Source organism: Streptococcus cristatus (assembly GCF_003943535.1).
Classification (GTDB): domain Bacteria; phylum Bacillota; class Bacilli; order Lactobacillales; family Streptococcaceae; genus Streptococcus; species Streptococcus cristatus_L.
In genome coordinates this window covers 44,730-67,179 of sequence record NZ_RJPU01000003.1, presented here as the reverse complement: position 1 = coordinate 67,179, position 22,450 = coordinate 44,730, and the positions used below count along the sequence as shown (strand labels likewise).

Sequence of the window (22,450 nt, the reverse complement as noted above, 5' to 3'; positions counted from 1 at the left end):
GAAAATGAAATGGAGGAACAAGCATGACTGCTGATTTACTATTAACTCACTTTAATCAAGTCTTCTGTCCCAAGGACCTCGGGCATCCCCTTTTTGGCGAGGAGATGAAGGAAGCTCAGGTTTTGGAAGACGGATACATTGCAGTCAAAGACGGTAAAATCCTAGCAGTTGGCAGCGGAGAGCCGGATGCCAGTATGGTTGGACCAGATACTAAGATACAGTCTTATGAAGGCAAGATTGCCACCCCTGGCTTGATCGACTGTCACACTCACTTGGTCTACGGCGGCAGCCGGGAGCATGAATTTGCTAAGAAATTAGCCGGTGTCCCTTATCTGGAAATTCTTGCCCAAGGCGGCGGTATTCTCAGTACAGTTCGGGCGACACGAGAAGCTTCTTTTGATACTCTCTACGATAAGTCCAAGAGGCTGCTGGACTATATGCTCCTGCATGGGGTGACGACTGTTGAGGCTAAGAGTGGCTATGGTCTGGACTGGGAAACAGAGAAGCGCCAGCTAGATGTCGTTGGGGCTCTGGACCGTGACCATGATATTGATTTAGTTTCGACCTTCATGGCTGCCCACGCTGTTCCACCAGAATACAAGGGACGTTCTCAGGAATATCTGGAGCTTATCGTCGAGGAAATGTTGCCTCGGGTAAAAGCAGAAAATCTAGCTGAATTCTGTGATATTTTCTGTGAAAAAGGCGTCTTTACAGCTGACGAGTCACGCTACTTACTTTCTAAGGCTAAGGAAATGGGCTTCAAGCTTCGTATCCATGCTGATGAGATCGAGTCTATCGGCGGAGTAGATGTAGCAGCTGAGCTAGGAGCAACGAGTGCAGAGCACTTGATGGTAGCGACCGATGAGGGCATTCGCAAGATGGCAGAAGCCAAGGTTATCGGCAATCTCCTACCAGCAACTACCTTCAGTCTGATGGAAGATACCTATGCACCAGCCCGCAAGATGTTAGAAGCTGGTATGGCCATTACCCTGACTACTGACAGCAATCCTGGCTCTTGTCCGACAGCTAACCTGCAGTTCGTCATGCAGCTGGGCTGCTTTATGATGCGCCTGACGCCAGTGGAAGTTCTCAATGCTGTAACTATCAATGCGGCCTACTCAGTTAACCGCCAAGATAGGATTGGCAGCTTTGATACTGGCAAGCAGGCTGACATTACCATCCTAGACGCTAAGAATATCGACTATCCACTTTATTTCTTTGCGACCAACCTGACCCATCAGGTTTATAAGGCAGGCAAGTTGGTTGTTGATCAGGGTAGAATCGTCTAATCTTACAAGCTGATCCCATTTCCACTTGATGGCAAAGATTTTCTTAGAAGTTCTATCGTTGATTATAAAAAAAGCAAATTTGTGTTCAAGAAAAGGTCGTGGCTTAAACACCACGACCTTTCTGTTTTTTTATGAGATTAGGATATTGAGCTGGTCTCTTTATTATCTACCCACACACTGCGCGTAAAGACCATGGAGAATAGAGCCAGAGACGCAAAGATTGCTCCTACGTACCAGTAGGGCATATCCAGTGTCGTGGAGCGGCCAGAGAGATTGACGATGCCGCGAAAGAGCATGCCGGCTGTTATGATGGCTATAGCTGAGTTCCAGAGGTTGAGGCTGAGCCGAGAGAGATTGGGAATGATCTTCATAAAGAGCAGGAGGAGGCTGCCCCCCACTAGAGGAAGGGCAAAGAGATAGTGCATATGGACAGATGTTTCCCCGAAGCTGAAGGATTCATAGATTCTGCTGAATGCAAAGAAGAAAATCGTTAGCAGGATGTAGGAAACAGCCGTTTTTTTGAAACGTTTTTTACTGGGATTAGTAACCGATGTAGACAATGTCACTCACCGCCCTTTCTGAAATATTTCCGTTGGTGGTAGGTTTGTTGATGACCTGACCGCTGAAGTACATAGTGGATGAGCCACCGCCATCAAGGTTGTAGGCAGTCTTGACGCCATAAGATTTCATGATTTCTGCCATTTCATAGAGGGAAAGCCCCTGACTTTCTGAAGTGCGTCCGTCTGAAACGATGATGATATAGTGGTTTTCGTCAATGATACCGATAGCTGTCCGCGGATTGGAAGCCATGGACTGGCCAACTTCGGACTTGGTATTCACGACAATTTCGCCATTTTCTATGAGGGCTGGTCCGAAGGCTAGGAGATTGACCACACCGTCTTTGACCAGCTGGTCGGCAGAGATTTCATTTTCATAAATGATTTTAAAGGAGCCGTCTTTGTAAATGGCCAAGTCCCCATTGCTGGCGTCCTCTCGGACGGTATCACGGTAGACGACACCGTTGCGGATGACATAGCCAGTTGTGTTGGCCCCGTAGTAATCACCATTAACCGCTAGGATGGCCTTGTTATTAGCTGCCGTTTCTGAAGTTCTGGCTGTGATGTTGGTTCCGTAGGTGTTGTTGGCGAGAGCTGTTTTCAAGTATTCAGCGGAGCTGATGGTCACATCGGCAACGTAGACTTGGGTATTGTTGACGGTCTTTTCAGTCAGCGTAACCGAGATGTTGCCGTCTGAATAGCTAGTATCTGTCACTGTGGCTGTTTTGGCAGCCTTGCTGGCAGCCTCGGCATTGGATGATGAAGCGGTGCTTGAGACTGTGGAAATAGTCTCAGCAATGACAAAGGTTTTCAGCATGGAGTAGCTAAAAGAAGCTGTCAGAAGGAGGCCAAAAATCGAGGCGTAGGCATAGCCTTTCTTTAAAAATTTCATGATGCAGTGTGTGTCCTTTCCTTAAAAATAAATCTCTTTTGTACCATCCAAGAGACGGTGAAAAGCAGCAGTCCGACGATGACCTTGACAATCAGAAGATTGAGCCCGAAGACAGCGTAGAAGAGGCGAATCAGCAGTGTATCTAGGATAAAGAGCACCAGAGCTAGGCTGAAATAGCCAGTTCCTGTCTTGAGAATGCTGTCGTCGTTCTTAAAGACCAGTTTTTTATTGGTCGAGTAGTTGAAGACCGAGCTTGTCACGCGGGCAATCCCGTTAGCTAAAAGAATTCTCAGGCTGGTCGGCACAGCAGCTAAAAACAAGAGAGCCAGTGCATAGACCATGTAGTCCACGATGAAACTGCTGAGAGAGGTCAGAGCAAATTTAAAGATATTTTTATAAATCATGAGTCCGTCTCTAACAGGCCGGAAGTGCGAACCTTGATTGTCATTGATATAGACCGTCTCAATGGGCACTTCCAAAATGGGATATTCCTTGCTGGCTTCTAAGAGCATGTTCATTTCATACTCATAGCGCTGGCCTTCTACCTTCAGCATAAAGAGGATCATATTAGTCGTAAAGGCCCGCAAACCGGTCTGAGTATCGGAGACACCCACCCCAGTCTGGAGCTTGAAGAGTGCCCGAGTCAGACTGTTGCCGAAGCGGCTACGCAGGGGTACCTTGCCAGTAAAGGCGCGTGCTCCCAGAATCAGCTGATTGGGATGTTCAGCAGCTTTGGTTGCCACTCGGAAAATATCCCAAACCTTGTGCTGGCCATCCGCATCTGCTGTTACCACCGTTCCATATTGACCCAGAGACTGGATGTAGGCGAAGGCAGTTTTCAGCGCCTGCCCTTTGCCTTGATTGTTTTCGTGATGGAGGACAGTCGCATATTGTTCAGCCTTTTCAAAGACTGTCTGGCGCTTGGCTGAGCTACCGTCATCGATGACAATGATATGAAAATCACTCTTGCTCTGAATTTTTTGAATCAGTTTAATCAAATTATAATCGGGCTCGTAAGCCGGAATTACTAGATAGTCCATATCCATACCTCTTTCTTAGATGATTTGTAGAAAGTATACAGATTGCGGCTTAAAGCTAGCTGATATCAGTTATCTTTAAGAAAAAGTTAAATCTTCTTTAAGGAAAGAGTGAGGAAAGTATCTCGTAGGACAAAATAAAAAAACTGAGAGTGGGACAGAAATCGGTAATTCGTTAGAATTCGATTTCGTCGTCCCACCTCCGCACAGTTGAGTAGGGCTGTAAAAGCTGATGAAATCAGCGTAGTAGAGCCCACTCAACCACTGCGTCTTGCTCGACAATCCAAAGACAATTGAGAGGCTAGGACTTTTGTCCCAGCCTCAGCGCTTTGTTTAATAACGTTTTTCTTTGGGCCAGGTGCTCATTTCAGCAACAGCTGTAAAAAGCACGTCTGTGGCTGAGTTGAGGGCGGTTTCGCAAGAGTCTTGGATGACACCGATGACAAAACCAACGCTGACGACTTGCATAGCCAGATCGTTTGGGATACCAAAGAGGCTACAAGCCACAGGGATCAAGAGAAGCGAGCCTCCAGCCACTCCAGAAGCCCCGCAGGCGGAAATGGCCGCAACGATGCTAAGCACCAGTGCTGTTCCAAAGTCCACCTGAATGCCCAGTGTATTGGCTGCTGCGAGGGTCAGCGTGTTGATTGTCACTGCTGCTCCTGCCATGTTGATAGTGGAACCGAGTGGGATAGAGACCGAGTAGGTTTCAGGATTGAGACCCAAATCTCGACACAGTTTCATATTAACAGGGATATTGGCAGCCGAACTACGAGTGAAAAAGGCAGTGACTCCGCTGACTTTTAAGCAGCGCCAAACCAGTGGATAAGGATTTTTCCGAAGCATAATGAAGACAATCAAGGGGTTAACGACCAGCGCAACAAGGGCCATGGAACCCAGTAATAGGAGAAGGAGCATGCCGTAGCTTTTGAGTGCTTCAAATCCTTTGCCAGAAATGGTCGTGTACACCAGCCCTAAAATACCAAAGGGAGCCAGATTGATAATCCATTCGACAATCTTCGAAGTAATATCTGCCAGTGTTTTCAAAAGTTCTTTACTTTGCTGACTTGCTTCTCGCATGGCCACTCCAAAGACAACTGCCCAAGACAGAATGCCGATATAATTGGCCTTGGTCAAAGCGTTGATCGGATTATCGACAAGGTTGAGGAGGAGATTGCTCAGAACTTGGCCGATGACTTCTGGGGGACTAACTTCCGAGCTAGCTGCGGTCAGCTCGATGGTCACAGGGAAAATATAATTGGCAAGGACAGCGACAAGGGCAGCCGCAAAAGTCCCGATTAGATAGAGGATAATGACGGTTTTTATATTGCTCTTCTGCCCCCTTTTTGGTGCTGAGAGAGGGCATTGGCAACGAGAGTGAAAACGAGCAGCGGTGCGATAGCTTTTAGGCCACCGACAAAGATTTGGCCGAGGAGGCTAATGGCGCTGGCTTGTGGGAAAATAAGAGCCAGCAGGGCGCCTGTGACAATCCCAATAGAAATCCGTTTGATAAGATTGGCGCGATTCCAAGCAGAAAGAATTCGATGAAACATAGGAGCTCCCTTTCTAAAATAAACTGCTTTCCATTATACGCTAGAGGTCGTATAAAATCAATGTTTTTTAGTATTCGCTATGCAGAATAAGGCTGCTTTGATGCCTATCTGTCGCCCTTTGTGGTATAATGAATAAGATTTTTGTATCTCATGGGAGGAAAGAATGACAGCTAATGGGAATGTTTTCACGCGCTATTTCCAGCAATTCAACTGGTCAGCTATTTTGGATGACGTGTTTTCAAAATTCGTCTCCTTGGTCTTTTTGTGTGTACTATTTTGGGTGGCTAAGAAAATTCTCCATCTTTTTGTGACTAGACTGATTGCGCCGTCTTTGAAATTATCTCGGCAGGATGTCGCTCGGCAAAAGACCATTATGCGCTTAATTGAGAATTTACTCAATTATGTACTTTATTTTCTCTTGTTCTATTGGGTTTTATCCATTTTGGGCTTGCCGGTCTCAAGTCTTTTAGCTGGGGCAGGGATTGCTGGTGTGGCAATTGGGATGGGAGCGCAGGGCTTTCTGTCCGACCTAGTCAATGGTTTCTTTATTCTCTTAGAGCGTCAATTGGATGTAGGGGACAATGTTCGCTTGACCAATGGTGCTATCAATATCGCAGGAACGGTTGTCAGTGTTGGGATTCGGACTACGCAGGTACGCGATGCGGACGGAACTCTTCACTTTGTGCCCAATCGAAATATCACCGTTGTCAGCAATCTTTCTCGTGGCGATATGCGAGTTCTGATTGATATTCCTATCTATGCTGAGACGGATTTGGATGAGATTTATCGGATTATTGCTGCTGTCAATCAGGAAGCTGTGCCTGAACATCCAGAAGTTTTGAAGGAACCTGATATTTTGGGACCGCAAATGACTGCGAGCGGGCAGTTTTACTTTCGGATTAGTTTAATCGTTGCAAGCGGTATGCAGGCGAGCCTGTACCATATTTTCTACAAGCTCTACCATGAAGCCTTGCTAAAAGAGGGGGTGGCTTTGCCAACATTTGCTCCTGTCGCAGGAAATAATGGTAAAGCTTAGTAGTAGTCGGGGAAACAAAGGCAAATAACATCTATCGGAAATAAGGTTTTTAATCACTAAAAGAGGCTGGGACAAAAGTCCTAGCCTTTCAATTGTCTTTGGAATGTCGAGCAAGACGCAGTGGTTGAGTGGGCTCTACTACGCTGATTTCATCAGCTTTTACAGCCCTACTCAACTGTGCGGAGGTGGGACGACGAAATCGAATTCTAACGAATTACCGATTTCTGTCCCACTCTCTTTTTCATTACAGCTTATCCGAGGTTTAACCCGCTTAAATATGACATGCTGTGGCAAGTATTGTATAATAGGAAGAGGAGAAGGAGCAAGCATGCAGAATAATCGACTATTTCGGATATTGTACTACATTTTGGAGAGAGGGAAAGTGACTGCAACGGAGCTAGCAGAGAAATTTGAAGTTTCGGTTCGGACTATTTATCGAGACGTGGACTCTCTTAGCAGCGCTGGGATTCCGATTTATACCATGCAAGGAAAAGGTGGCGGCATAGAAATCGCAGAGGATTTTGTCTTGCGGAAGTCCCTGCTGACAGCGGAGGAGAAAGAGCAGATCATGGCGGCCCTGCAAGGTCTGGGCAGCACCAGTCAGCTTTACCAAAGTGACCTACTTACAAAGCTTTCAGCGCTTTTTCAAATTAAAAATCCCAACTGGATCGAAATCGATTTTAATCACTGGCAAAACGATAAAGCATATGAAGCTACCTTTCATCAACTAAAAACTGCAATTCTAGGCAAGCACCTTGTTTCTTTTTCTTACTTTGCTAGTGATGAGCGGGAGACAAGCCGTCGTGTCAAGCCTGTACGCTTGTTGTTTAAAAATCAGAGTTGGTACCTCTATGCTTTCTGCCTCTTGCGACAGGAATTCAGGTATTTTAAACTATCTAGGATGAAAAATCTGGAGCGGCTGGATGAAAAGTTTGAGGACAGCTTTGAAGATGTCGTCTTGGAAAAGGAACTGACCTATGAAAATACCATTAAGTTGACAGTCAAGTTTGATCGCAAAGTGGCCTTCAGGGTTTATGATGAACTAAGCGGAGACATTCGGACAGATGCGGAAGGAAATTTATATACAGAAATCGAGATTCCCAACGATCACCGTTTGTTCAGTTACATCCTGTCCTTTGGAGACTCTGTGGAGGTCTTAGATCCGCCCGAAATCCGAGTGAAAATGAAAGAAATACTTTCTAGGTTGATAGAAAAATATAAAACTTGACATAGGGTGTCAGGTATCTTCTTGTATACTAATAGATAAGAAGAGAGAAGGGGGGAGCAAGATGAAATATGAATGGAGAAAAAGCGAGAAAGGCCTTTATGGAGCCAAGAAAAAGCCAGAGCTGGTAGAGGTGCCAAGTCAACAGTTCATTGTGATCGAAGGAGCGGGCGATCCCAATGAAGCGGATTTCTCCGAGCGGGTATCTGCCCTTTATTCGCTGGCCTATTCCGTAAAAATGCTCTTTAAATCCGTGATGAAAAACGAGGCGGAGGACAAGGTGACTGATTTCACGGTTTATCCTTTGGAAGGAATCTGGGAAAAAGCTGCTGGGGAAGGCTTCGATAAAAGTCAACTTCGCTATCAGCTCATGATTCAGCAGCCCAATGTCATCGATCAGGATATATTTGCGGCAGCGCTTGAGAATGTCCGCAAGAAAAAGCCTAATCCCCTCTATGACGACATTTGTTTGCAGAGCTTGCCAGAGGAGCGGGCCATTCAGGTCTTACACATAGGAAGTTATGACAGTGAGCCGGCCTCTTTTGAGAAAATGGCTGAGCTGGCAAACAGCTTGGGACTGGAGAGATGCGACCACGTTCACAGAGAGATTTACTTGAGCAACAAAAATAGGACACCAGAAGAAAAGTTTAAAACCATCTTAAGGTATTCCGTCAGATAGGAGGAATTTGTCATGCCAAGACCTACAACAAAAAAAGATTTGCTGGCTGCAGCTACAGAAAATTTTGAAAAACTCAATCTGCTCATTTCGAACATGACAGCAGAAGAGTTGGCGAGGCCCTTTGATTTTTCAAAGGATGAGAAAAAGAAAGAAGCTCACTGGAAGCGCGATCGGAATCTGAGGGATGTCTTAATCCATCTTTATGAATGGCACCAGCTGCTACTCGACTGGGTGCAGGCCAATCAAAGGGGAGAAGAGAAGTCCTTCCTGCCTGCTCCCTACAATTGGAGAACTTATGGTGAGATGAATGTCGCATTTTGGGAAAAGCACCAGCAGACCTCTCTTGAGGAGGCAAGTTCTTTGCTGGCTAGTTCGCATAGAGATGTCCTGGACCTAGCCGCAACCTTGACCAATGAAGAATTGTTTTCCAAGGGAGTTTATAAATGGACAGGCGGAACGACCTTGGGTTCTTATTTTGTCAGCTCTACATCCAGCCACTATGATTGGGCTATGAAAAAGCTTAAAGCTCATCAAAAGAATTGTAAAGTGAATCCTGTCCAATAAAGTTTTCTAGGACTTGAGACTGATTTTTAGCACTCTTGTAAAAAGAGTGCTAATTTTTTGGTTTTTTGTCTTGACATTCATTTTTAAGAGTGTATAATAGAATCATAACTTAGCACTCGATGTGTTAGAGTGCTAAATATAAAAAATAAAATCTCGCCAGTGGCTGGAAATTTTCTAAAGAGAGGTGAGGTCCTTGGTAACAGAACGCCAAAATGAGATTTTAAATCTAATTATTGATATCTTTACCAAGACGCATGAGCCTGTCGGTTCTAAAGCCTTGCAAGAGACTATCCAGTCTTCGAGTGCCACCATTCGAAATGATATGGCAGCCTTGGAAAAGGAAGGGCTGCTAGAAAAGGCTCATACATCGAGTGGGCGCAAGCCAAGTGTCGCTGGTTTCCAGTATTTTGTCCGCCATTCCTTGACCTTTGATCAGCTGGCGGAAAATGAGCTCTATGAGGTCGTCAAAGCTTTTGACCAAGAGTTCTTCAAGCTGGAGGATATCCTGCAGCGGGCAGCGGACGTTTTGGCAGAGTTGAGTGCTTGCACGGTTGTAGCTCTTGACGTCGAACCTAGTCGGCAACGGCTGACGGCTTTTGATATCGTTGTTATTAGCCAGCATGCAGCCTTAGCTGTCTTTACTCTAGATGAGTCCAATACCCTGACCAGTCAGTTCATGATTCCTAGGAATTTTCTCCAGGATGACCTACTGCGCTTGAGGGATATGATTCAGGAGCGCTTTTTGGGACAGACGGTCTTAGATATCCACTACAAGATTCGGACGGAGATTCCGCAGATTATCCAGCGTTACTTTACGACGACGGACAATGTTCTCGATCTCTTTGAGCATATTTTTGCTCAGATGTTTTCGGAGAAAGTAGCTGTAGCTGGCAAAGTCCAGTTGCTACGTTTTGCGGATCTTGAGGCTTATCAGTTCTTTGATGATCGTCAGAAGGTGGCTTTTGAGATCCGTGATAGTCTAGCTGAGGATCAGATGCAAAATGTCCGTGTCGCAGCTAGTCAAGAGGACTGTCTGGCCAATCTAACCTTGATTTCCAGCAAGTTTTTAATTCCCTATCGAGGCTTTGGTATGCTGGCAGTGGTCGGTCCAGTCAATCTGGATTACCAAAAGGTGGTCAGCCAACTTAATGTTGTCAATCGAGTCTTGACGATGAAACTCACAGATTTCTACCGCTATTTGAGTAGCAATCATTATGAGGTGAGTTGAACATGAAATTACATAAATTCCTAAAAAGGAGGCGAAAAATGTCTGAGGAAATAAAAAACGAAGAAGTAAAAGAAGAGGAAGTGGTAGAAGCTACTGAAGAAGCTGTAGAGACTGCAGAAGAAAAGGTAGAAACCGCTAAAGAAGCGGATGAAACTACTCCTGAAAAATCAGAATTAGAACTAGCCAATGAGCGTGCAGAAGACTTTGAAAATAAATACCTTCGCGCTCATGCAGAAATGCAAAATATCCAACGTCGTGCCAATGAAGAGCGCCAACTCTTGCAACGCTATCGTAGCCAAGATTTGGCAAAAGCGATTCTCCCTTCTTTGGACAACCTTGAGCGTGCGCTTGCCGTTGAAGGATTGACAGACGATGTCAAAAAAGGCTTGGAAATGGTGCAAGAGAGCTTGATTCACGCTTTGAAAGAAGAAGGAATCGAAGAAATCGCAGCTGACGGCGAATTTGACCATAACTACCATATGGCCATCCAAACCGTTCCAGCAGATGACGAACATCCAGCAGATACCATTGCCCAAGTCTTCCAAAAAGGCTACAAACTCCATGACCGCATCCTAAGACCAGCTATGGTAGTAGTTTACAGCTAAGCTAGAAAGCTTAAAAAACTTGTCCGAAACGACAATAAACTATGAAGAAAGATAAAAAATTGTTCAGCTTTGCAACAGTGAGCGAAGCGAACCAAAGACAATACTCTTCGCCGTGGCGTTATTTGCGCAAACTTTGAGACTTAGGCTCAAAGTTTAGTCAAAGAGATTGACGAAGTCAAGCTCTGACGGCGCCGCCACCTAAGAAGAGTATTAAAAAGAAAAACAGAAAATAAAATTTAAGGAGAAAAACACATGTCTAAAATTATCGGTATTGACTTAGGTACAACAAACTCAGCAGTTGCAGTTCTTGAAGGAACTGAAAGCAAAATCATTGCAAACCCAGAAGGAAACCGTACAACTCCATCTGTAGTGTCATTCAAAAATGGTGAAATCATCGTTGGTGATGCTGCAAAACGTCAAGCAGTTACAAATCCAGATACTGTTATCTCTATTAAATCTAAGATGGGTACTTCAGAAAAGGTTTCTGCTAACGGTAAAGAATACACTCCGCAAGAAATTTCAGCTATGATCCTTCAATACTTGAAAGGCTATGCTGAAGACTACCTTGGTGAAAAAGTAACTAAAGCAGTTATCACAGTTCCAGCCTACTTCAACGACGCACAACGTCAAGCAACAAAAGACGCTGGTAAAATCGCTGGCCTTGAAGTAGAACGTATCGTCAACGAACCAACTGCAGCAGCCCTTGCTTACGGTTTGGACAAGACTGACAAAGAAGAAAAAATCTTGGTATTCGACCTTGGTGGTGGTACATTCGACGTATCTATCCTTGAATTGGGTGACGGTGTCTTTGATGTATTGGCAACTGCAGGGGACAACAAACTCGGTGGTGACGATTTTGACCAAAAGATTATCGACCACTTGGTAGCAGAATTCAAGAAAGAAAACGGTATTGACTTGTCTACTGACAAGATGGCAATGCAACGTTTGAAAGATGCAGCTGAAAAAGCTAAGAAAGACCTTTCTGGTGTGACTTCAACTCAAATCAGCTTGCCGTTCATCACTGCGGGTGAGGCTGGACCTCTTCACTTGGAAATGACTTTGACTCGTGCCAAATTCGACGATTTGACTCGTGACCTTGTAGAACGTACAAAAGTTCCAGTTCGTCAAGCCCTTTCAGACGCAGGTTTGAGCTTGTCAGATATCGACGAAGTGATCCTTGTCGGTGGTTCAACTCGTATCCCAGCCGTTGTAGAAGCTGTTAAGGCTGAAACTGGTAAAGAACCAAACAAATCAGTAAATCCTGACGAAGTAGTTGCTATGGGTGCGGCTATCCAAGGTGGTGTCATCACTGGTGATGTTAAAGACGTTGTCCTTCTTGACGTAACCCCATTGTCACTTGGTATTGAAACAATGGGTGGAGTATTTACAAAACTTATCGATCGTAACACTACTATTCCAACATCTAAATCACAAGTCTTCTCAACTGCAGCAGACAACCAACCAGCTGTTGATATCCACGTTCTTCAAGGTGAACGCCCAATGGCGGCAGATAACAAGACTCTTGGACGTTTCCAATTAACAGATATCCCAGCTGCACCTCGTGGAATTCCTCAAATCGAAGTAACATTTGACATCGACAAGAACGGTATCGTATCTGTTAAGGCGAAAGACCTTGGAACTCAAAAAGAACAAACAATTGTCATCCAATCTAACTCAGGCTTGACGGACGAAGAAATTGACCGCATGATGAAAGATGCAGAAGCAAACGCTGAAGCAGATAAGAAACGTAAGGAAGAAGTTGACCTTCGTAACGAAGTGGACCAAGCTATCTTTGCAACTGAAAAGACTATCAAGGAAACTGAAGGCAAAGGCTTTGATGCAGAACGCGACGCTGCCCAAGCTGCCCTTGATGACCTTAAGAAAGCGCAAGAAGACAACAACTTGGACGACATGAAAGCAAAACTTGAAGCGTTGAACGAAAAAGCTCAAGCTTTGGCAGTGAAACTCTACGAACAAGCCGCAGCAGCTCAACAAGCTCAAGCACAAGCAGGAGCAGAAGGCGCACAAGCAACAGGAAACGCAGGCGATGACGTCGTAGATGGAGAGTTTACGGAGAAATAGGCGGTGAGACAGAACTAAAAATTGAAAGTTTTTAGTTCGTAGTCGAACCCCCGCGAGGATGATTAGGATTTTTGGGAGTCTGAAAGACGAACCCAAAATCCAATCAGCTACCGCGTCAAAGGTTTTTCGAAAAATTAGATGAGGTAGATAAGTTGGTGTCTTAGCCTCGGTCTATTATTGAAAATTAAAGATGAGGACCTACCAAAACTGATGGCTACTAAGGAAGAACGTGAATATCTTTCACGATATGTTGATATTTCTAATTCGCGTTTAAATGATAATGACGTAAGTTTGTTATTAAAATTTAAAGGTTGCGTTGGAAACAGTTCCGTGAAGGAACATAGTTTTGATAACTGGTGTTCTGATGGTAAGTATACTAGAAAAGAGATTAATGAGTATATTGTTGAGGATGACCATACAATCACTCATAATTATAGTTACTGCGATGATGATGGAACAAACGGCTCTTATTCTAAGAGGTATTCGAGAGCTAGAGAAATTATCAATATACTTAGAGAGGTTCCAGGATTACTTAAATAGTAAATATTTGAAATCCAGAGGTTGCAACCCAGCCTCTGTTTTTCGGTAAGAAAAGAGTTGGAACGTAAATTTTTGGTTTTTCTTTAAACTAAGTTAGAAAGGAACTGAACCCGACCTAAATCGAGGTTTCGTTCCGCAATATTAACAGAAAGGAACAAGGGTGTTCGTAATTGAACCCGAGCGGAAAGCTTGGAAATTAGATAAATCTCCTAAGAAATCAGGATTTCTTGTCGGTTTCCTAAATTTTAGTCGCTTTCTGTTCGCTCTTGGTATCTTATATGAACAATACAGAATTTTATGATCGTTTAGGTGTCTCAAAGAATGCTTCTCAGGATGAGATTAAGAGAGCCTATCGGAAATTATCTAAAAAATATCACCCAGATATCAATAAAGAGCCTGGGGCGGAAGATAAATATAAGGAAGTCCAGGAGGCTTATGAAACGCTGAGCGATGAGCAAAAGCGGGCTGCCTATGACCAATATGGTGCGGCGGGTGCCAATGGTGGCTTTGGCGGTGGCGCAGGCGGCTTCGGCGGCTTTGATGGCTCTGGTTTTGGTGGCTTCGAAGATATCTTTTCTAGCTTCTTTGGCGGTGGCGCGACTCGTAATCCAAACGCTCCGCGTCAAGGAGACGATCTCCAGTATCGGGTAAATCTCCGCTTTGAAGAGGCTATTTTCGGTACAGAAAAAGAAGTTAAATACAATCGTGAAGCTAGCTGTCGCACTTGTCATGGTTCAGGTGCCAAGCCAGGAACTAGCCCAGTAACTTGTGGGCGCTGTCATGGTTCTGGTGTCATCAATGTTGATACTCAGACACCGCTGGGTATGATGCGTCGACAAGTAACCTGTGATGTCTGTCACGGTCGCGGACAAGAAATCAAAAGTCCATGCGAAACCTGCCATGGAACAGGACATGAAAAGCAAGCGCATAGCGTTCATGTAAAAATTCCGGCTGGTGTGGAAACAGGTCAACGAGTTCGCTTGGCGGGTCAAGGTGAGGCAGGCTTTAATGGCGGTCCTTATGGAGACTTGTATGTAGTAGTGAACGTTGAGCCAAGCGATAAATTTGAGCGTGACGGTTCTACCATTTACTACAAGCTCAACCTCAACTTTGTGCAAGCAGCTCTGGGCGACAGTGTGGAAATCCCAACTGTGCATGGAAATGTTGAATTGACAATTCCAGAGGGAACCCAGACTGGCAAACGTTTCCGTCTGCGTGGTAAGGGAGCACCAAATCTGCGCGATGGAAGTGTCGGTGACCAATATGTCACTGTCAATGTCGTAACGCCAACAGGCCTCAATGACCGTCAAAAGGCGGCTCTTAAGGATTTTGCGGCGGCTGGAGACATCACAGTGAGCCCTAAAAAGAAAGGCTTCTTTGATAAGATGAAAGATGTCTTTGAAGGGGAATAAAGAAGGAAAAAGCAGAGTTACTATTCTGCTTTTTCGTTAGGAGCAAGAAATGACAGAATTTCATGACTTTATCGAGCAAGTTTTCAAGGAGCAATATGAGGCTTCTTTTGGGTCGGCTAGGCTTGAAGAACTTGAGCCCAAGGATTATTATCTGACACGTGAAGAGGAAGGGAAATTAATTGCCTTGCTCCATGCCCAACAGGTGTTGGAAAACATTCATATAAAGGCCTTAGTGGTAGATAAGGGATACCAGAAAAAGGGCTTGGGAGCTAGTCTGCTGGCAGAATTAGAAGAAAAGGCTGAGAAAGCGGGAGTCAGCAGCATCACCTTGTCCACCAAATCTTATCAGGCCAGGGATTTTTACATCAAGCAAGGCTATGAAATCTATGCCAGTCTGGAAGATGTTCCACAAAAAGGTGTGACCAAATATCATTTCATCAAGCGATTAAACGAAGCCATTCTCAAATAGACGGAAGCCAATTCGGTTTCTGTTTTTTAATATTCATTTGCATACATTCAGTATGTATGTTAAAATAAAATCTAAGAAAAGGAGAACAAGTGATTACCAGTTTATATCCCGTTTTAATGAGCGAAGATGTCCATCAAGCGGCACAATTTTTTATTGAGCATTTCCAATTTCAGGAAACCTTCCGTTCAGATTGGTATATTAGTTTAAAGAATATCAAGAGTGGTTTTGAGCTTGCTTTTATTGATAGTAAGCATGGGACAGTGCCACAAGCTTACCAGTCTAAGGCGAGTGGCCTAATCATCAATATCGAAGTTGACAATGTGGATTGTCTTTATGAAGAATTGCGTCAGCAAGGAGAAATGGAGTTCCTTCTTCCCATTAAGAGTGAAGATTTTGGTCAGCGCCATTTCATTGTGGAAGCGCCGGGTTCTGTTTTGGTTGATGTCATTCAAGTCATTCCCCCTAGCGCTGAGTTTGCGGCAAATTATTTGGAGAGTGAAGATGAATAAAAAGCAGCAGGCTTCCCTAGAGACAAGTAGCAAAATATTAGCTATCGCCCGGAAACATTTTTCTTTAAAGGGTTATGCAGAAACTTCCTTGGAAGAAATTGTAGATGAGTTGGGAATGACAAGAGGCGCACTTTATCACCATTTCGGGAATAAGAAGACTTTATTTACCGCCGTACTGGCACAAATTCAATCCGAACTGGGGTCTTATGTAGAAAAAAACGCCCTAGAAGCACAGGATTCTTGGGAGCAGTTGGTGGAAGGCTGTGTTGCTTTTGTTCGTTTTGCGACCTTGATCGAAAATAAACGCATTCTCCTGCTTGATGGTCCCAATGTCGTTGAGTGGAAAGAGTGGCGTCGTCAGGACGAGGCTAATTCTTTCTTTCATTTGAGAGAGCAATTAGACATTTTATCTAGAGAAGGAAGACTTATCTATATTGATTTGGATATGGCAGTTCATATGATTTCAGGCGCCTTGAATGAGTTGTCTCTTTTTCTGGCTGAGAAAGAGGAAGAATCAGAAGTTAGAGAAGCAGTGAGAAGTCTGTTAAGGGGATTTAAAAATCATGGCGAAAAAGGTTAAAGATTATTATGATTTGGTTTATGCCGAGGATCTGAGCCGTCGTTTGCAAGAAGTCACAGATAAATTTGATGCTCAGCATTTTATGTCTCTAGTTGAAAGCGACTTAGAGGCTTTGGAATTTACTCAGCGTCAGGAGCTGCTAGCAAGGAGTATCAAAGAATGCTTGCCGCTTTCTTATGCTGATTCTCTTAAGGTTTTTGAGCAGATACTTGGTCCAGAGTTAGAGGGCGGCTTGGGGATGTTTTCAGAAGGATACTGGTTGTGGCCGATTGGCAAATACGTAGAACTTTACGGAGGTCAGGAATTCGAGTTGAGTGCCTCCTTCAGCAAGGAATTAACCAAGCGATTTACTGGAGAATTTTCCATGCGGCCCTTGCTGGCTAATTATCCTAAAGCTACCATGGATTTACTGTTAGAGTGGAGCCAAGATGAGAATATGCGTGTCCGCAGGTTAGCCAGCGAGTGTATGCGTATCCGTCTGCCCTGGGCTAAGAAACAGACTGTGGTTTTAGATTATTTTGATGAATTTACCGCTATTTTAAGGAATCTAAAGAATGATAGGGATAAATCAATCCAAAAAAGTGTCGCCAATAATTTGAATGATTTATATAAAGAAGATCCTGAAAAATTCGAAAGGGTGATTGGAACTTGGCAGGAGGAAGAACTGAGTCCGAGTTGTGCTTGGATTATCAAGCATGCTTCGCGAACAAAAAATAAAGCAGAAAAATAAGCTTTGCTAGTCTAGCAAAGCTTATTTTTTAGTTGTCTTCGTCTGGTGTAAGCACCATCGGAATGATAATCGGTTCGCGCTCAGTGCTTTCGTAGAGGAAAGGACGCAAGGCGTTGACGATAGCGCCGCTGACAGATTGGACGCTGGCATCTTTATTCTTGAGTGCAATGCGAATAGCATTGAAGAGGATGCGCTGGCTTTGGCGAATGAGATCACCTGATTCGCGCATGTAGATAAAGCCACGGCTGAGAATATCTGGACCGGCTAAAATCATCTTGGACTCAAAGTCAACTGTTGCGACAGCCAGAACCACACCGTCCTCTGACAGGTCTTTACGGTCGCGTAGGACTGCAGCTCCGATTTCACCAATGCGGTTCCCATCAACATAAATATCTTGAGCGTTGAAGCTACCAGCAATACGAGCTGAGTCAGCTGTCAGAGCCAGCACGTCACCATTGCTCATGATGAAGATATTGTCTTTTGGTACTCCGGTATCAACGGCTAGACCTGCATGGACTTTTTGCATACGGTATTCACCATGAACGGGCATGAAATATTTAGGCTTGATTAAGCGAAGCATGAGTTTCTGCTCTTGTTGGCCACCGTGTCCAGAGGTGTGGATATTGTTAATCTTACCGTGGATGACTTCTACACCAGCCTCGGAAATGATGTTAATCAGCTTGTTTACGCTGGTCGTATTACCAGGGATCGGGCTAGATGAGAAGATGACTGTATCTCCAGGTTGCAGCTGAACCTGGCGGTGGGTACCATTGGCAATCCGTGACAGTGCTGCCATGGGTTCACCCTGACTTCCGGTACACATAATCAGCACTTCGCCAGCTGGATAGTCCTTGAGTTCATTTGGCTCGATGAAGGTATCTTTGGGAACCTTGATGTAGCCTAGCTCAATCCCGTTGACAATGGCCTTCTCCATAGAACGGCCAAAGACCGCAATTTTGCGCCCTGTCTTGACAGCAGCTTCTGCTGCCTGCTGGAGTCGGAAGATGTTTGAAGCAAAGGAAGCAAAAATAATCCGTCCATGTATGCCTTCGATAATCTTCATAATAGACTGTCCGACCACTTTTTCGGAATTGGTGAAGGTCGGAACTTCAGCATTGGTCGAGTCGGACAGGAGGCAGAGGACGCCTTCCTCGCCCAGAGCGGCCATGCGGTGCAAGTCTGCTGGTTCGCCGACTGGTGTAAAGTCAAACTTGAAGTCACCGGTACAGACAATCTTACCTTGCGGCGTATGGATGACAATTCCCAAGGGCTCTGGAATAGAGTGGGTTGTGCGGAAGAAAGTCGCCTTCAGATTTTTAAAGGTCAACTCTGTATTTTGATTGATTTCATAGAGCTTGGCATCCCGCAAAAGTCCATGCTCTTCTAGCTTGCCCCGAATGAGAGCCAGAGCCAAAGGGCCGGCATAGATGGGAACATTGGCTTGCTTGAGCAGGAAAGGAATGCCGCCGATATGGTCCTCGTGCCCGTGGGTGATGAGGACAGCTTTTACGCGGTCGATATTTTCTACAATATAAGAGTAGTCGGGGATAACATAGTCGATACCCAAGAGGTCGTCTTCGGGAAATTTAATCCCAGCATCGACAATGATAATCTCATCTTGATACTCAATTCCGTAGGTGTTTTTACCGATTTCGCCCAGACCGCCGATGGCGAAAACACCAACTTCTTCTTTCTTTAAGTTATATGCCATAGGTTACAACTCCGTCAATTCGAAGGCGCCTGACTCTTTTTCGTATTCCAAATGTTTGTCAGACAAGAGTTCGATAAATTCAATATTGTAAGGAGTCTTTTCTTCGACCAATTTGCGGGCTTTGATGCGGCCTTCTAATTCATCGGTTGCTTCTATATCTAAGTAGAGGGCGCGTGTTTGTTCACGGCGTGGGCTGCGTTCTTTTGTTTCTTGATAAAAAACTTTGTAAATCATTTTATTTCCTTCCATTTTTCACGATCAAGCTACAGAAAACGACAGCTAATCAGCTGTTTTGTTTTATTCAGTTTTATGAGTAGTAGATTGACCTTGATTCGATATAATTCTAACCAATTATATCATAAAACCAGCTTTTAGTAAAAGACATAGCCGAGAAAATCTTGTGGAGATTTTCAGAAAAGCTTTTGAGGACAATCTGGGTCATCAAATGACTGCCTCTCTCTACCCTTGTCGCTGCTTTTGTAGTATAATAAAAAGCAAACACTCGAGTAAGGAAGAAAATGATGAACATTTTAGCGATGGATACGTCAAATAAGGCTCTGTCTCTAGCAATTTTAGAGAATGAGGAGACCTTGGGGCAGGTGACGCTCAATATCAAGAAAAACCATAGTATTACCCTTATGCCGGCTATCGATTTTCTGATGAATAGTCTGGATATGAAACCGGCCGATTTGGATCGGATTGCGGTGGCGCAGGGACCGGGCAGCTACACAGGCCTGAGAATTGCGGTGGCGACAGCCAAGACTCTAGCCCATACCCTCAAGATTGAGCTGGTCGGTGTGTCTAGTTTGCTGGCTTTAGTCCCAGAGCAGGTGGAAGGCTTGGTCATTCCCATCATGGATGCCCGCCGCAACAATGTCTATGCTGGCTTTTACCAGTCGGGTCAGGCTGTGCGGTCGGAAGCTTATCTGCCTTTGGCAGAGGTTTTAGAAATGGCTGTCGCTGCTAACCAGTCAGTCACCTTTGTCGGAGAGACAGCAGCTTTTACGGAGCAGATTGAAGCGGCTCTTCCTCTAGCTGCCATTCAGCCGACCTTACCAGACGCGGCAGCTATTGGTCGTATCGGTTTAGACCTGCCAGCCCAGTCTATTCATGACTTTGTTCCTAACTATCTCAAGCGGGTAGAGGCCGAGGAAAATTGGCTCAAGACCCATCAGGAATCCAGTGATTCTTACATTAAGCGCCTATGATTGAGATGAGAAAATGGAGCGACAGCTCGGATGTGGCCGCGGCAGTTCTGGCAGAAGAGCTGGAACAGCTCTTACTTGCAGTTTATGAGGTCAGTCCTTGGACCGCAGGCCAAGTGGAAGAGGTCCTGCGGTCGGATGTGAATAGCTGTGCGCTAGTAGAAGATGAGAGTCAGCTGGTCGGCTTTTTAGTCTGGCAGGAGACAGACTTTGAAGTAGAAGTACTGCAGATTGCTGTATTGCCTAGCTATCAGGGACAGAAAATCGCGACAGCCTTGTTTGACTTTTTGCCAGCAGACAAAGAAATTTTCCTCGAAGTGAGGGAGTCCAACAAGCCAGCTCTGCTATTTTATAAAAAAGAAAAATTTGAAGAAATCGCGCGGCGGAAGGCCTACTACCATGCTCCGGTGGAAGATGCGATTGTCATGAAAAGAGAGAACCATGAAAGATAGATATATTTTAGCATTTGAGACGTCTTGTGACGAGACCAGTGTGGCGGTTCTGAAGAATGAGACCGAACTTTTGAGCAATGTCATTGCCAGCCAGATTGAGAGCCACAAGCGTTTTGGCGGAGTGGTACCAGAAGTGGCCAGTCGTCACCATGTGGAGGTCATTACGGTGTGCATTGAGGAGGCCTTGGCAGAAGCAGGGATTAGCGAGGAGCAAGTCACAGCGGTGGCCGTCACCTACGGTCCTGGTCTGGTTGGGGCGCTTCTGGTCGGCTTGGCAGCGGCCAAGTCTTTTGCTTGGGCTCATGATATTCCCTTGATTCCGGTCAATCATATGGCCGGGCACCTGATGGCAGCCCAGAGCGTGGAGCCCTTGGAATTTCCCTTGCTGGCCCTTTTGGTCAGCGGCGGTCATACTGAGTTGGTCTATGTCAGTCAGGCTGGTGACTATAAGATTGTGGGGGAAACTCGCGATGATGCGGTCGGTGAAGCCTATGATAAGGTCGGTCGAGTCATGGGCCTGACCTATCCAGCAGGTAGGGAGATTGATCAGCTGGCTCATGAGGGACAGGATATTTATGATTTTCCGCGGGCCATGATTAAGGAAGACAATCTGGAATTTTCTTTTTCTGGTCTCAAGTCGGCCTTTATCAACCTGCACCACAATGCCCAGCAAAAGGGAGAAGTCTTGTCTAATCAAGATCTTTCGGCTAGCTTTCAGGCAGCGGTCATGGATATTCTCATGGCCAAGACTAAGAAAGCGCTGGAAAAATATCCAGTCCAGACTCTGGTCGTGGCGGGCGGTGTTGCAGCCAATCAAGGCCTGAGAGAGCGCTTGGCAGCTGAGATTCAGGATGTCAAGGTGATTATTCCGCCACTGCGCCTCTGCGGAGACAATGCAGGAATGATTGCCTATGCCAGTGTTAGTGAGTGGAACAAGGAGAATTTTGCCAGTTTAGACCTGAATGCTAAGCCTAGTCTGGCTTTTGAAACGATGGAGTAAAGGAGAAGAATGCGCGGACAGACATTTAAACAGGGGGCACAAGCGGCAGTGCCAACGGCTCTGGGCTATATTGGGATTGGCCTAGCCTGCGGCATCATGGCGGCACCTCATATGAATCCCTTGGAGATGGGGCTGATGAGTATTCTGGTTTATGCAGGCAGTGCCCAGTTTGCCATGATTGGCTTATTTGCCCAGCAGGCGCCGGTCTTGGCTATCGCACTGACCGTTTTTCTGATAAATATTCGGCATCTTTTGCTCTGTCTGCATGCCTCAACCCTTTTTCGTAAGTCTAGCTTGGCTCAGAATATTGTCATTGGCTCTTTTTTGACAGATGAATCTTATGGGGTCTTGATGGGAGAGCAGGTGTATACGGAGGAGATTGCAGCTAGCTGGATGATGGGTAACAATTTCATGAGTTATGCTTCTTGGATTTTGGGTACTATTTTAGGAACTGCCCTCGGCGCCCTTCTGCCCAATCCTGAGAGCTTTGGCCTAGACTTTGCTCTAGTCGCCATGTTTATTGGTATTTTCTCCTCTCAATTTACAATCATGCTGCGACGGGTCAAGATAAAGAAGCTCTTTTTAGTCTTAGGTGTAGTGGGCCTTGCCTACTTGCTCCTGACCATGCTGCTTCAAAATTCGCTGGCGGTGCTTTTTGCAACCTTGTTAGGATGTACAGTGGGGGTGATCTTGGATGATAAGTAAGTATATTTTGCTGGCCATTCTTTTGTCAGCCCTGGTCACTTGGATTCCGCGGGTTTTGCCCTTTATCCTAGTCAAGTACAAGGGGCTTCCGCCCATGGTAGAGCGTTTCCTCAAATATCTGCCAGTTTCCATCATCTTTGCCCTCATCCTGTCCAGTGTCACCAATGCTAAAACGGGTCAGTTGCCGAGTTTTAAATGGCTGGATTTGCTGGCTGTTTTTCCGACGACTTATGTGGCTTTTAAGTATAAGAACTTAATTGCAACTGTTGTGTTTGGTGTAGTCTTGGTGGCCTTGCTACGCTATCTATCTGGATTTCTTGGCTTGTAAAGAAGATACAAGACAGATTGAATCAGTCGATTCGGTCTGTTTTTTTGTCAAATTCTAAGAAT

Annotated in this window: 24 protein-coding genes and 1 pseudogene; 19 read left to right on the top strand and 6 right to left on the bottom strand. The window is 45.2% G+C overall.

Annotation, left to right across the window (positions count from 1 at the left end; all coding sequences use genetic code 11):
• Window positions 1–23: 23 nt before the first annotated feature.
• Window positions 24–1,289, top strand: coding sequence for an imidazolonepropionase (hutI, locus tag D8790_RS06190; protein WP_125387973.1), 1,266 nt, complete (start codon window positions 24–26; stop codon window positions 1,287–1,289).
• A 137-nt stretch (window positions 1,290–1,426) separates the two neighbouring features.
• Here hutI and D8790_RS06185 read toward each other — a convergent pair whose 3' ends face one another.
• From D8790_RS06185 to sstT, 4 genes and pseudogenes are all read right to left on the bottom strand, one after another.
• On the bottom strand, window positions 1,427–1,849 hold the full coding sequence (locus D8790_RS06185; RefSeq protein WP_185761923.1) for a hypothetical protein: 423 nt from the start codon (window positions 1,847–1,849) through the stop codon (window positions 1,427–1,429).
• Window positions 1,830–2,738, bottom strand: a complete 909-nt coding sequence (locus D8790_RS06180) for a phosphodiester glycosidase family protein (RefSeq protein WP_125387971.1) — start codon at window positions 2,736–2,738, stop codon at window positions 1,830–1,832. Before D8790_RS06180 ends, D8790_RS06185 begins: the two co-directional genes overlap by 20 nt.
• A complete protein-coding gene (locus D8790_RS06175) occupies window positions 2,735–3,784 on the bottom strand; it encodes a bifunctional glycosyltransferase family 2/GtrA family protein (protein ID WP_125387970.1) in 1,050 nt (349 codons plus the stop codon). Before D8790_RS06175 ends, D8790_RS06180 begins: the two co-directional genes overlap by 4 nt.
• A 324-nt stretch (window positions 3,785–4,108) precedes the next feature.
• A pseudogene (gene sstT, locus D8790_RS06165) lies at window positions 4,109–5,328 on the bottom strand (serine/threonine transporter SstT).
• A 163-nt stretch (window positions 5,329–5,491) separates the two neighbouring features.
• Here sstT and D8790_RS06160 point away from each other — a divergent pair.
• The 13 genes from D8790_RS06160 to D8790_RS06095 all read left to right on the top strand — a co-directional run bounded on the left by D8790_RS06160 (window position 5,492) and on the right by D8790_RS06095 (window position 16,987).
• Window positions 5,492–6,364, top strand: a complete 873-nt coding sequence (locus tag D8790_RS06160; protein WP_045497948.1) for a mechanosensitive ion channel family protein — start codon at window positions 5,492–5,494, stop codon at window positions 6,362–6,364.
• Window positions 6,365–6,692: 328 nt separating this feature from the next.
• Complete coding sequence (locus tag D8790_RS06150; protein WP_125387969.1) at window positions 6,693–7,592, top strand: helix-turn-helix transcriptional regulator; 900 nt, start codon at window positions 6,693–6,695, stop codon at window positions 7,590–7,592.
• A gap of 61 nt (window positions 7,593–7,653) precedes the next feature.
• Window positions 7,654–8,268 (top strand): GyrI-like domain-containing protein, encoded by a 615-nt coding sequence (locus D8790_RS06145; RefSeq protein ID WP_045497942.1) that lies wholly within the window; start codon window positions 7,654–7,656, stop codon window positions 8,266–8,268.
• Between the two features lie 12 nt (window positions 8,269–8,280).
• Complete coding sequence (locus D8790_RS06140) at window positions 8,281–8,832, top strand: ClbS/DfsB family four-helix bundle protein (protein WP_045497940.1); 552 nt, start codon at window positions 8,281–8,283, stop codon at window positions 8,830–8,832.
• Between the two features lie 193 nt (window positions 8,833–9,025).
• Window positions 9,026–10,060, top strand: coding sequence for a heat-inducible transcriptional repressor HrcA (gene hrcA / locus D8790_RS06135; RefSeq protein ID WP_125379979.1), 1,035 nt, complete (start codon window positions 9,026–9,028; stop codon window positions 10,058–10,060).
• 38 nt (window positions 10,061–10,098) lie between these two features.
• Window positions 10,099–10,665: a nucleotide exchange factor GrpE gene (gene grpE / locus D8790_RS06130; RefSeq protein ID WP_125387968.1), complete on the top strand. Its 567-nt coding sequence runs from the start codon at window positions 10,099–10,101 to the stop codon at window positions 10,663–10,665.
• A gap of 252 nt (window positions 10,666–10,917) precedes the next feature.
• A complete protein-coding gene (gene dnaK, locus D8790_RS06125) occupies window positions 10,918–12,747 on the top strand; it encodes a molecular chaperone DnaK (RefSeq protein ID WP_125387967.1) in 1,830 nt (609 codons plus the stop codon).
• 210 nt (window positions 12,748–12,957) lie between these two features.
• Window positions 12,958–13,287 (top strand): hypothetical protein, encoded by a 330-nt coding sequence (locus tag D8790_RS06120; RefSeq protein WP_125387966.1) that lies wholly within the window; start codon window positions 12,958–12,960, stop codon window positions 13,285–13,287.
• Window positions 13,288–13,565: 278 nt separating this feature from the next.
• The gene (dnaJ, locus tag D8790_RS06115; RefSeq protein ID WP_045497925.1) at window positions 13,566–14,699 is read left to right on the top strand and encodes a molecular chaperone DnaJ; all 1,134 of its coding nucleotides are present in this window, start codon (window positions 13,566–13,568) and stop codon (window positions 14,697–14,699) included.
• Window positions 14,700–14,748: 49 nt separating this feature from the next.
• On the top strand, window positions 14,749–15,168 hold the full coding sequence (locus D8790_RS06110) for a GNAT family N-acetyltransferase (RefSeq protein ID WP_125387965.1): 420 nt from the start codon (window positions 14,749–14,751) through the stop codon (window positions 15,166–15,168).
• An 89-nt stretch (window positions 15,169–15,257) separates the two neighbouring features.
• Window positions 15,258–15,677: a VOC family protein gene (locus D8790_RS06105; RefSeq protein WP_125387964.1), complete on the top strand. Its 420-nt coding sequence runs from the start codon at window positions 15,258–15,260 to the stop codon at window positions 15,675–15,677.
• On the top strand, window positions 15,670–16,257 hold the full coding sequence (locus tag D8790_RS06100) for a TetR/AcrR family transcriptional regulator (protein ID WP_125387963.1): 588 nt from the start codon (window positions 15,670–15,672) through the stop codon (window positions 16,255–16,257). Before D8790_RS06105 ends, D8790_RS06100 begins: the two co-directional genes overlap by 8 nt.
• Complete coding sequence (locus tag D8790_RS06095) at window positions 16,241–16,987, top strand: DNA alkylation repair protein (protein WP_125387962.1); 747 nt, start codon at window positions 16,241–16,243, stop codon at window positions 16,985–16,987. Before D8790_RS06100 ends, D8790_RS06095 begins: the two co-directional genes overlap by 17 nt.
• A 28-nt stretch (window positions 16,988–17,015) precedes the next feature.
• Here D8790_RS06095 and rnjA read toward each other — a convergent pair whose 3' ends face one another.
• Entirely contained in the window at window positions 17,016–18,698 is a 1,683-nt protein-coding gene (gene rnjA, locus D8790_RS06090; protein ID WP_048765385.1) for a ribonuclease J1, read from the bottom strand.
• Window positions 18,699–18,701: 3 nt separating this feature from the next.
• Window positions 18,702–18,932: a DNA-directed RNA polymerase subunit epsilon gene (rpoY, locus tag D8790_RS06085; protein WP_045497905.1), complete on the bottom strand. Its 231-nt coding sequence runs from the start codon at window positions 18,930–18,932 to the stop codon at window positions 18,702–18,704.
• Window positions 18,933–19,219: 287 nt separating this feature from the next.
• Here rpoY and tsaB point away from each other — a divergent pair, with 287 nt between their 5' ends.
• From tsaB to D8790_RS06060, 5 genes are read left to right on the top strand one after another with little or no spacing between them, the layout of a single operon-like run.
• Window positions 19,220–19,906: a tRNA (adenosine(37)-N6)-threonylcarbamoyltransferase complex dimerization subunit type 1 TsaB gene (gene tsaB, locus D8790_RS06080; protein ID WP_125388036.1), complete on the top strand. Its 687-nt coding sequence runs from the start codon at window positions 19,220–19,222 to the stop codon at window positions 19,904–19,906.
• On the top strand, window positions 19,903–20,355 hold the full coding sequence (gene rimI, locus D8790_RS06075) for a ribosomal protein S18-alanine N-acetyltransferase (protein WP_125387961.1): 453 nt from the start codon (window positions 19,903–19,905) through the stop codon (window positions 20,353–20,355). The genes tsaB and rimI overlap by 4 nt, the downstream gene beginning before the upstream one ends.
• Window positions 20,345–21,355: a tRNA (adenosine(37)-N6)-threonylcarbamoyltransferase complex transferase subunit TsaD gene (gene tsaD, locus D8790_RS06070; RefSeq protein WP_125387960.1), complete on the top strand. Its 1,011-nt coding sequence runs from the start codon at window positions 20,345–20,347 to the stop codon at window positions 21,353–21,355. The genes rimI and tsaD overlap by 11 nt, the downstream gene beginning before the upstream one ends.
• A gap of 9 nt (window positions 21,356–21,364) precedes the next feature.
• Window positions 21,365–22,060 carry an AzlC family ABC transporter permease gene (locus D8790_RS06065; protein ID WP_125387959.1) on the top strand — a complete coding sequence of 232 codons (696 nt, stop codon included), beginning with the start codon at window positions 21,365–21,367 and terminating at the stop codon, window positions 22,058–22,060.
• On the top strand, window positions 22,050–22,388 hold the full coding sequence (locus D8790_RS06060; protein ID WP_125387958.1) for a branched-chain amino acid transport AzlD family protein: 339 nt from the start codon (window positions 22,050–22,052) through the stop codon (window positions 22,386–22,388). Before D8790_RS06065 ends, D8790_RS06060 begins: the two co-directional genes overlap by 11 nt.
• Window positions 22,389–22,450 lie beyond the last annotated feature (62 nt).

Bases quoted from the DNA above. Each gene is read 5' to 3' on its own strand.
- hutI (WP_125387973.1), top strand. From the start codon at position 24: ATGACTGCTGATTTACTATTAACTCACTTTAATCAAGTCTTCTGTCCC.
- D8790_RS06180 (WP_125387971.1), bottom strand. From the start codon at position 2,738: ATGAAATTTTTAAAGAAAGGCTATGCCTACGCCTCGATTTTTGGCCTC.
- D8790_RS06175 (WP_125387970.1), bottom strand. From the start codon at position 3,784: ATGGATATGGACTATCTAGTAATTCCGGCTTACGAGCCCGATTATAAT.
- D8790_RS06160 (WP_045497948.1), top strand. From the start codon at position 5,492: ATGACAGCTAATGGGAATGTTTTCACGCGCTATTTCCAGCAATTCAAC.
- D8790_RS06150 (WP_125387969.1), top strand. From the start codon at position 6,693: ATGCAGAATAATCGACTATTTCGGATATTGTACTACATTTTGGAGAGA.
- D8790_RS06145 (WP_045497942.1), top strand. From the start codon at position 7,654: ATGAAATATGAATGGAGAAAAAGCGAGAAAGGCCTTTATGGAGCCAAG.
- D8790_RS06140 (WP_045497940.1), top strand. From the start codon at position 8,281: ATGCCAAGACCTACAACAAAAAAAGATTTGCTGGCTGCAGCTACAGAA.
- grpE (WP_125387968.1), top strand. From the start codon at position 10,099: ATGTCTGAGGAAATAAAAAACGAAGAAGTAAAAGAAGAGGAAGTGGTA.
- dnaK (WP_125387967.1), top strand. From the start codon at position 10,918: ATGTCTAAAATTATCGGTATTGACTTAGGTACAACAAACTCAGCAGTT.
- D8790_RS06120 (WP_125387966.1), top strand. From the start codon at position 12,958: ATGGCTACTAAGGAAGAACGTGAATATCTTTCACGATATGTTGATATT.
- dnaJ (WP_045497925.1), top strand. From the start codon at position 13,566: ATGAACAATACAGAATTTTATGATCGTTTAGGTGTCTCAAAGAATGCT.
- D8790_RS06110 (WP_125387965.1), top strand. From the start codon at position 14,749: ATGACAGAATTTCATGACTTTATCGAGCAAGTTTTCAAGGAGCAATAT.
- D8790_RS06100 (WP_125387963.1), top strand. From the start codon at position 15,670: ATGAATAAAAAGCAGCAGGCTTCCCTAGAGACAAGTAGCAAAATATTA.
- D8790_RS06095 (WP_125387962.1), top strand. From the start codon at position 16,241: ATGGCGAAAAAGGTTAAAGATTATTATGATTTGGTTTATGCCGAGGAT.
- rnjA (WP_048765385.1), bottom strand. From the start codon at position 18,698: ATGGCATATAACTTAAAGAAAGAAGAAGTTGGTGTTTTCGCCATCGGC.
- rpoY (WP_045497905.1), bottom strand. From the start codon at position 18,932: ATGATTTACAAAGTTTTTTATCAAGAAACAAAAGAACGCAGCCCACGC.
- tsaB (WP_125388036.1), top strand. From the start codon at position 19,220: ATGAACATTTTAGCGATGGATACGTCAAATAAGGCTCTGTCTCTAGCA.
- rimI (WP_125387961.1), top strand. From the start codon at position 19,903: ATGATTGAGATGAGAAAATGGAGCGACAGCTCGGATGTGGCCGCGGCA.
- tsaD (WP_125387960.1), top strand. From the start codon at position 20,345: ATGAAAGATAGATATATTTTAGCATTTGAGACGTCTTGTGACGAGACC.
- D8790_RS06065 (WP_125387959.1), top strand. From the start codon at position 21,365: ATGCGCGGACAGACATTTAAACAGGGGGCACAAGCGGCAGTGCCAACG.
- D8790_RS06060 (WP_125387958.1), top strand. From the start codon at position 22,050: ATGATAAGTAAGTATATTTTGCTGGCCATTCTTTTGTCAGCCCTGGTC.